The following is an 8,676-nucleotide window of genomic DNA, read 5'->3' as shown; positions in this document are numbered from 1 at the left end:
TTCTGGCGCGCTACTCGAGCTTTACCGTCTGCGGCATGGTGTTGGGGCCCCTGCTGGGTGGCCTGATGGCCGAGTTCCTCAGCTGGCGCGGCGCCTTCATGGTGCTCGCCCCCTCCTTGCGGCGATCTGCCTGGCACTGCTGCTGCGCCCGCGGACGGCGACGGGGCACGCCACCGGACCCGAGGCCACTGCGGTCCGCGGTCCTGCCGGTAGCCCACCGCCCGATGCCCCGCCGCAGACACGGCGCCCCGCTTACCGGCAGCAACTGAAGGCGCTGCTGTCCGATCGCTGGTCGCTCGCGGTCATGGCCGCCAGCTTCCTGGAGGCGGTGCTGGCCATCGGCAGCCTGGCCTTCGTGCCCACGGTGCTGCATGCGCAACTCGGGCTTTCCCTTCTCGCGGGCGGAGCGATCACCGCGCTGTTCGGCGCCGGCGGCTTCGCGTTCAGCCGCAGCGCGGTGCGCATGCTGCGGTGCCTGCGGGCACCGAACATGCCCCGCGTCGCGGGCCTGATCCTGGCCCTGGCCTATGCGTTGCTGGCACTGATGCCGCACTGGAGCTTCGCGGTCCTGGGCTGCCTGCTGGCAGGTTTCGGCTTCTTCACCCTGCACAACACGCTGCAGGTGCAGGCCACCCAGTTGAGTGCGGACGCCACCGGACTGGCGGTGTCGCTGTTTTCCGCCTGCAACTTCACCGGCCAGAGCCTGGGCGTGGCCCTGGGCGCCACCCTCCTGGCCTGGGTGGGGCATGGCTGGATTTTCAGTTTCGCCAGCCTGGGGCTGCTGCTGCTTGGGCTCGGACTCGCCCGCGGCTTGCACGCGCGGCTGGCCACCCCTTCCCACCCAAACGTGTCGCATGAAAGGAATCCCGCGCCATGACATCTTTGATTGAACAACTGGCGGCCTTCGCCACCCAGACCTCCTACAGCAGCCTGCCACCCCAGGTAGTGGCGGAATGCAAGCGCGACATCCTTGACGCCATCGGCTGCGCCTTGGCGGCCAAGGATCAGCCCAAGGCCAAGCAGGGCATCGCTTGCGGCGCGAGCATCGGCGGTACCGACGGCCCGGCCTCGGTGATCGGCACCGGCCGGCGCTCCTCCATCTTCGGCGCGGCCTTCGCCAACGGCGAGATGATCAACACCCTCGACGCGGACTCGGTGATGCCCCCCGGCCATGTCAGCCCCTATGTGCTGCCAGGCGCCCTCGCGGTCGCCGAATCGCGGGGCCGCAGCGGCCAGGATCTGATCGCCGCGGTGGCGGTGTCGCACGAGATGTCTGTGCGCTTCGGCCTGATCATGGACCAGACCCGTGACCACCAGGATGGCAAGGCGACCACGGCCCCGGTGCTGGGCTACAGCGCCGCCATCTTCGGCGCCACCGCCTCGGCGGCCAAGCTCCATGGCCAGCAGGCTTCCGAGATCGCCAACTCGCTGGGCATCGCGGCGGCCATCAGCCCGGTCAACGCGCACGGCGCCTGGCTGCGCCACTCGCCGCCTTCGACTATCAAGTACCTGATGGCCGGCGCACTGGCCCAATCGGCGCTGACCGCGGCGGAGATGGGCGGCCTGGGCCACCGCGGCGACCTGCAACTGCTCAACGACGTGGAGTTCGGCTACCCGCGGTTCATCGGCACCCGCCGCTGGCAGTCCGAGGGCCTGGTCCAGGGCCTGGGCAGCGACTGGATGTTCCCGAGCCGGCTGCTGTTCAAGCCCTATCCGCACTGCCGCGTGATGCATGCGCCGCTGGACATCCTGATCGACCTGGTGCAGCGGCATGACATCAAGGTGGACGAGATCGAGTCGATCACCTCGTGGGGCGAAGCCTGGGCCTATGTGCTGCCCAGCTTTACCTTCCGCGACATCCACATGGTGCAGGACGCGCAGTTCAACTTCGCCCATGGCCTGGCGGTGGCGGCCCACCGCATCGCCCCCGGCCCGCGCTGGCAGGACCCGCAGGTGGTGTTCGATCCCTCGGTGATGGCGCTGCGCGAGAAGGTGCGCCTGGAGATCCACCCGGACGCGGTCGGCGCGATGGCGCACAACGCCTCGAGCCGCCCCTCGCGGGTGACGATCCGCGCCCGCGGCCAGGAATTCGTCGGCGAGCGGCAGTTCCCCAAGGGCACGCCCTCGCCCGACCCCGCCACCTACATGAGCGACGCGGAGTTGGCGGACAAGTTCCGCCGCTTCACCGAAGGTCTGGTCACGCCCGCCACCGCGGATCGGGCGATCGACACGCTGCTGAACCTTGAAAAGGTGCCCGACTTCGCCGCCGTGATGCGGTCCCTGGTGTGGGCGAATCCGGAGAAGTGACAATGAACTTCGACACCGCGACGCAGCAGCGCCTGCTCCGGATGCTGGATGAACGCGACATCCATGAGGTGCTGACGCGCTACTGCCGCGGCGTGGACCGGTGCGACACCGATCTGATCGCCAGTTGCTACCACGAGGACGCGGTAGATGACCACGGCACCTGGAACGCTTACGGGCGGGACGCGGCGGCCACGATCGTGGAGCGGGTGCGGCCCGGTCCGGACACTGCCATGCATTTTCTGGGCAATGTCCGCATCGAGGTCGAGAGCGATGCGGCATTCGCCGAGTCCTACATCCTGGCTTACCGTTCCTTCCAGCGCGCGGGCCGCGCCTACACCCGGGTGCGGGCGCTGCGTTTCGTCGACCGCTTCACCCGCCGCCAGGGCCAGTGGCGCATCGCCGAGCGCGTGGTGGCCGATGACTGGAACCGGGTCGACGAGGTGGTGGAGGCGATGCGCGAGGCCGACCAATTCCGCCATGGCTCCAAGGACCGGGACGACCCGGTCTACGCCATCCGGCGTGGGCGGCTGGCGCGAGAACCCGGGCGCGGCGCCTGAGCGGGACACGGATGGCAGACCCTTCCAGAACCCTGCAGGCACTGGCGGATCGGGCGGCGATCCACGACGTCGCCATGCGCTACTTCCATGCGGCCGATACCGGCAACAAGGCGCTGGTGCGCAGCTGTTTCACCGAAGACGTGAGGGCGCATTACCACGGGCGCGCCGCCGTCCAGGGCGCGGACGCGCTGGTGGCGCAGATCGCGCTGTTCAACCACTTCGAATCGGGCGCCTGCAAGATCGCCAGCCATTTCGTGGGCAACCTCCACTTCGAGCAGCTCGATGCCGACACCGCGCGCACCGAGACCCATGCGATCGCCTTCCTGGTGAACCCTTCGGCAAGCGGGGATCAGGTGGCGGCGCGCAGCCTGCGTTACCTGGACCGGTGGGTGTGCCGGCAGGGCGAGTGGAAGATCGACACCCGGCTGCACACGCTGGACTGGAGCGCCCAGGTTTCCGCCAACTTCGCTACCACGCTGGCCCAGCGGGTGAACGCCCTACCGGCGGGGTTCGCGGGGTAGTGACCATCCCGCCGCTCTCTTGACGTCGGCGCGGCAAGTGGTCAGTCAGGCCCTCAGTGGGAAGGTTTGCCTGCGGTATTGCCGCCATCCACCGACAGAACGGCCCCCGTGATGAAGCTCGCGTCACATTAAATGCGCCCTCAGGGCAGCACATATTTCGGGTTGCTGCTCAATCTGCGCTTTGGGATGACTTCACCCACCCGCTGAATGCCGCACCTCCAGAGCCTTCACGGGCCGCCATCCTCGGCTCGGCAATCAAGGCGAACCGGCTCAAGTAATCGCGATGCTGCACGCCTCGAATTGGCTATCACTCGGCAACGAAATTTTTTTCCGCTGCTAGCTTCCGGAAGGTTGCGAAGGACTCCTTGATTCGCGGTGCAATCTGCTCCGGCGCGAGCGTTACGGGCTCGCCTCCATCTGAGGCCATCATCTCGCGCAGTTTGTCACTGCGCGCGATCTCGTTGATTTCACGATTAAGGCGATTGACGACCGGAGACGGCGTGCCGGTTGGGGCAAACACGCCAAGCCAAAGGTCCAAGGAAAATCCTGGAGCCACCGAAGCCATGGTTGGCACCCCCGAAAAGGCAGTGTTTGGCGCCAGCGAAGTAATGCCAATCAGCCGGGCTCGGCCAGTTTTGACGCCCGGTGCCACGGTCGTATGGGTGGCGATGACCATATCAATCACGCCTCCAGCCATATCCATGACCGCTAAAGACGCGCCGCGATAGGGTACATGCTTGATCCGGATCTTGGCCGCATCGTCGAATTGCTCCTGGGCAATGTGGGCGATAGAACCTATGCCCGTCGTGCCATGGGTCAGGGTGTCCGGCGTCGCTCGGGCTGCCGCCACGAGCTCCGCCGGAGTACGGATGCCACTTTTCGTCGATACGGCCACCACCAGGGGGTTCTGTTCCAGTATTGCTACCGGCACAAGGTCTTTCACCACATCCAGGGGGGGCTCCTTCATGGAGGCGCCTGTCGAAACCAGCGACGTTGAGTTGACCAGCAGCATGGAGCCATCCTTGGGTCCTTTGGCCACAGCCGCCGAGCCCAGCATAGTGGATGCTCCAGGCTTGTTCTCGACAATGACGCTGCTGCCCGTACGCTCACCCAATTGCACGGCAACTGCGCGGGCATAAGCATCCGTACTAGAGCCGGGTGTTGCGGGAACAATGATGCGAATCATCGCCGGCAACGACGTCTGCTGCGCCATGGCTACAGGCAGCGTCAGGATCAATACCGATGCCCCAACGAGGACTTCAAGCAATCTGCGTGTCTTCATTACAGTTCATCTCCTTCGGTAGTTATTACTTGGCGCGCCAGCACATCCTCTATGGCCGGGCGACAGGATGGCGTCGAAGCGAGCCATGCTGGGCAGGGCTGCATCAATGGGAGGAAGAAATGAATGTGCGTGATAGTGGGTGAAGGTGGCTTGGTACGCCGGTTTGCTGATCACCCCAAGCAGTTCATTGAGGCTCTATTCCGGCCTTCTTGGTCACGTCGCGCCACAGTTCGATCTCATCCATCTGCAGCTTGGTCATGGCCTCTCCGCACACCTGCATGGCACTCAAGCCACGCTTTTCCAGATTCGACTTCGCGATGGGACTCTTCATTGCCTTCGCCATGATGTCGCGCAGTTGATGAACAACATCGGGAGCCGTCTTGGCCGAGACATAGACACCGAACCATGGGTGAATCTTGTAGGCCGGCACGCCAATCTCCGTGGCGGAAGGCGTATTGGGCAAGGCGCGAATCCGATCCGATCCCGCAACAGCCAAAGGACGCAACCTGCCGTTCTGGTAGAAGGGAGAGGCCGATATATCGTCAATGAAGAACAAATCAACCTGGCCGCTCGCCACGTCGGCCAGGCCATTGGATGAGGCCTTGTAGGGGACGCTGGTGAACTTCACGCCGGCCGCCTGCTGAAACAGTTCACCAGCCAAGCGGGTGGAAGCCGAGGAATAGGCAAAGGTCAGCTTGCCCGGCTGTGCCTTTGCCGCAGCAATGAGTTCCGCCGCCGTCTTGATCGGGTTGACGCCAGTGATGTTGATCACATTGCTCGTGCTTCCAACGGTGCAGATCGGCGCAAAGTCCTTGATTGGATCGAACTGCATGGACTTCTTCATGACCGGATCGAGCACGGGAATAGAGCTGCTGGTGAACATGATGGTGTGGCCATCCGCCCTGGCATTGAGCACCGCCATGGCACCGATAGCACCCTCCGCGCCCGCACGGTTATCAACGATTACCGGTTGGCTGATCACGCTGCCAAGCGCCTGAGCGAAGTCTCGGGCATGCAGGTCAACCGCCGTTGCAGCGCCGAATGGGACGATCATTGTTACGGGTCTATCCGGAAATGCCCGAGCCGCGCCCACGCCGGATAGGAAAAGGGCAGCGATCGCCCAGACGCGCAACCTGCTGGTCATAGGTATGTCTCCAAATTTCGCGGGGCTCTCTCGCCAGCACTCCGCAAGGAAGGGTGAGGCCTCTGGCAAGACCATCTTGTGGTTCTCGTAAATTATGCATCATGCATAATTTGCAGTCGAAATAAAAGTTGCCTATCGCTACCAGGGAAAACACCGAGATCGCTGCGTGTTGCCGCCTAACTCTCCTGTGTACCGCCACTACAGATACAACCTCCAAAGCAGCGTCAACCCGCGCACAGGTTGATGACCTCATCCCGGTTTGACGGCAGCACCGCCATACAGCAACCAAAACAAGGGATAACCCTAGTATTTGATAAATAATGCATTGTACATAATGCATGTTGCGCCAATCATCGATGGAAGCGTAAGGAAACACGGGTCGGCACCCCTACGTCGTCCATGTGAGCTGCCAAGAGGTCGTGCTTCAAGCAACCGAGATCAAGGGCAACAGATGCCATCCGCAATTCACGGAGGTACAGGCATGCCTTGTTTACCGACCAGCCCATCGAGAAAAAGTGCAACACGAAGAAATCTGCACCTGGCATGCAGAAGACATTTACACATCACTGAGGAGACCTAGTTTCATGAGGAAAATCGCTACTTTGGCCATTGCCACCATGGCGGGCTGCGCCGTTTACCCCGCAATGGCGCAGAGCAACGTCACGCTCTACGGCATCATTGATACGGGCGTCGCCCGCATCGATAACGTGAACGGCTCCAATGTGAACCTGCTGCGCAGCGGGAACTTGTTGACCTCGCGTTTCGGATTTCGGGGCACAGAAGACCTTGGCGGCGGATTGAAGGCCATTTTCAACTTGGAAGCAGGCCTCAGTTCCGATACAGGAGCGACCAACACTCCATTCTTCAACCGCCAGTCCTGGGTAGGTTTGGGTTCAGACAATTTGGGCGAGCTGAAGATGGGCCGCATGCTGCCCACCATCAACGACGTGTTCGTCGCCTCCCTGAATGCATCATGGCTCGGCAATTCGACATCGGCCCTGGATGGTGCAGGCGTTGGCGCCGGCTCTTCTGCGGCCCGCTTCAACAATATGATCGGCGGCACGCGCGTGGACAACGCCATCAAATACCAGACGCCCAGCATGTCCGGCTTCAAGATCCATGCTATGACGGCTTTCGGCGAAGTCGCCGGTGCCTCCTCGGCCGGTCGCATCCTGTCGCTGGGCGGCAGCTATGCCAGCAAGAACATAGAGGCGGGCTTGGTGTACCACGAACGCAATTGCGCCGAGGCAGGGGGCTGCGCAGCAGGCAAGGACAAGGATAAAATCCTCGGCGTGGGCGGTGCCTATCTCGTCAACGGCGCTCGCTATGGCGCCTTCTATACGCGGCAAAAGAATGCACTCAATGTGCGCGGCAATGATGCCGATGTGCTTTCTTTGCTGGCTCGCGTCCCACTGAACGGCACATCATGGGTGCTTGGCGGCGGATTCCAATACCTGAACGATAAGACCGCCTTGAATCAGGATGTGCGCCAATTCAACTTGGCAGCCAATTACTTACTTAGCAAACGCACTCAACTGTATGCGCTCTATTCACATCAAACCGTCAAGAATGGTGGAAAGGCCGGCATGTATAGCACGACATCGAGTACCGACAAGCAAAATCAGTTCGGTGTTGGCATAACTCATACCTTCTAGTGCAGTGTTTGATGCTTGATGCTTGATGCTTGATGCTTGATGCTTGATGCTTGATGCTTGATGGAACAAAGATAACAGATAGATTTTTGGTCTGGGCAAGGCGCAAACCGCAGCGATAGCCTTAGCTATCGCGAGGCTGAGCCCGAACGCGAACAGCCCTGCGGGCTGTTCGTGCCTGGCCAAGGGACGAGCCTCTGGCTCGGCGCGGCCAGCAAGGCTTGCAACGCCGCCCAGGCCGAAAAGACGCGATTTTATTTTTCAGATAGCGTCAAACACTGCACTAGCCTGAATCGCTAACCTATTTACTCCAAGGATTAGGGCATGTGAAAACATGCCCATTTTTTTTATTCCACTCGCCAGGCTTGGATAACCAAATCTCAGGCCTGCCGATATCCTGCAGACACTGGCCGGACTGAAGCCCCGACTCAAAGGGGAGACAGAGAAGACCCCGATGACATCGCGAGCTGGCCTCCATCGACATTCATGATGAGCCCGCTCACGGCAGAAGCGCCGGAAGATGCCAGAAACACAATGGCCTCGGCCTGCTCTGCGGGCTGGGCCGCATATCCGAGAGGAATACGGCGCTCGCGCTCCACGAACATCTGAGGATTGCCCACCTGATCCTTCTTCGATAGATCGGTCCACGTCATCCCAGGGCAAAGCGCGTTCACCCGGATACCGTATCGCCCCCAGTCGATGGCGAGCGCCTTGGTCAGCCCCACCACGCCATGCTTGGATGCGACGTAGGCCGCTGCGTTGGGAATCGCAACCAGACCAGCCAGCGAAGCCACGTTGACGATGGCTCCGCCGCGGTGCGGGATCATGGCCATGGTGGCGACGGCCTGCGACCAATGGAAGACAGCATCCAGGTTCACGGCCATGCCGCGCCGCCAGGCAGCCGACGATAATTCCTCCGTTTTTGTGCGCACCATGATGCCGGCGTTATTCACCAGCACATCGATACGCCCATGCGCGGCCTTGACTCCTGCCACCGCGTTGCGCACAGCCGATTCATCTCCCGCATCGGCTGCCAGGCCCTCTGCCGATCCGCCATCCTGGCGCAGTTGCTCGACCGCGATATCGACAGCGCCTTGCTCGAGGTCGTTCACGACCACATGAGCCCCTTCACGTGCAAACAACTGAGCCGCAGCCAGCCCGATCCCTCGCGCCGCGCCCGTGACGATCACCACTTGTCCTTCAAATTTCATCT

7 protein-coding genes and 1 pseudogene are annotated in these 8,676 nt (G+C 62.1%); 5 read left to right on the top strand and 3 right to left on the bottom strand.

Annotated elements, in window-relative coordinates; all coding sequences use genetic code 11:
• The first annotated feature begins 35 nt into the window (after positions 1-35).
• From ACDELDRAFT_RS03190 to ACDELDRAFT_RS03175, 4 genes and pseudogenes are all read left to right on the top strand, one after another.
• A pseudogene (locus ACDELDRAFT_RS03190) lies at positions 36-877 on the top strand (MFS transporter).
• Positions 874-2,307 (top strand): MmgE/PrpD family protein, encoded by a 1,434-nt coding sequence (locus tag ACDELDRAFT_RS03185; RefSeq protein ID WP_005793358.1) that lies wholly within the window; start codon positions 874-876, stop codon positions 2,305-2,307. The pseudogene ACDELDRAFT_RS03190 and the gene ACDELDRAFT_RS03185 overlap by 4 nt, the downstream one beginning before the upstream one ends.
• 2 nt (positions 2,308-2,309) lie before the next feature.
• Positions 2,310-2,864, top strand: a complete 555-nt coding sequence (locus ACDELDRAFT_RS03180) for a nuclear transport factor 2 family protein (RefSeq protein ID WP_005793356.1) — start codon at positions 2,310-2,312, stop codon at positions 2,862-2,864.
• A gap of 11 nt (positions 2,865-2,875) precedes the next feature.
• Positions 2,876-3,385, top strand: coding sequence for a nuclear transport factor 2 family protein (locus tag ACDELDRAFT_RS03175; RefSeq protein ID WP_005793354.1), 510 nt, complete (start codon positions 2,876-2,878; stop codon positions 3,383-3,385).
• Positions 3,386-3,692: 307 nt separating this feature from the next.
• On the opposite strand, the gene ACDELDRAFT_RS03170 is transcribed toward ACDELDRAFT_RS03175, so the two are convergent.
• The gene (locus ACDELDRAFT_RS03170) at positions 3,693-4,667 is read right to left on the bottom strand and encodes a Bug family tripartite tricarboxylate transporter substrate binding protein (RefSeq protein WP_005793353.1); all 975 of its coding nucleotides are present in this window, start codon (positions 4,665-4,667) and stop codon (positions 3,693-3,695) included.
• A 184-nt stretch (positions 4,668-4,851) separates the two neighbouring features.
• Complete coding sequence (locus ACDELDRAFT_RS03165; RefSeq protein WP_005793352.1) at positions 4,852-5,811, bottom strand: Bug family tripartite tricarboxylate transporter substrate binding protein; 960 nt, start codon at positions 5,809-5,811, stop codon at positions 4,852-4,854.
• A 584-nt stretch (positions 5,812-6,395) separates the two neighbouring features.
• On the opposite strand from ACDELDRAFT_RS03165, the gene ACDELDRAFT_RS03160 reads away from it, so the two are divergent.
• Positions 6,396-7,466: a porin gene (locus tag ACDELDRAFT_RS03160; RefSeq protein WP_005793350.1), complete on the top strand. Its 1,071-nt coding sequence runs from the start codon at positions 6,396-6,398 to the stop codon at positions 7,464-7,466.
• A gap of 425 nt (positions 7,467-7,891) precedes the next feature.
• On the opposite strand, the gene ACDELDRAFT_RS03155 is transcribed toward ACDELDRAFT_RS03160, so the two are convergent.
• Positions 7,892-8,674: an SDR family NAD(P)-dependent oxidoreductase gene (locus tag ACDELDRAFT_RS03155; protein ID WP_005793348.1), complete on the bottom strand. Its 783-nt coding sequence runs from the start codon at positions 8,672-8,674 to the stop codon at positions 7,892-7,894.
• Positions 8,675-8,676 lie beyond the last annotated feature (2 nt).

Source organism: Acidovorax delafieldii 2AN, from assembly GCF_000175235.1.
Lineage (GTDB): Bacteria > Pseudomonadota > Gammaproteobacteria > Burkholderiales > Burkholderiaceae_C > Acidovorax > Acidovorax delafieldii_B.
The sequence above is the reverse complement of the archived record's forward strand: the minus strand, read 5'-3'. Positions and strand labels throughout refer to the sequence as shown.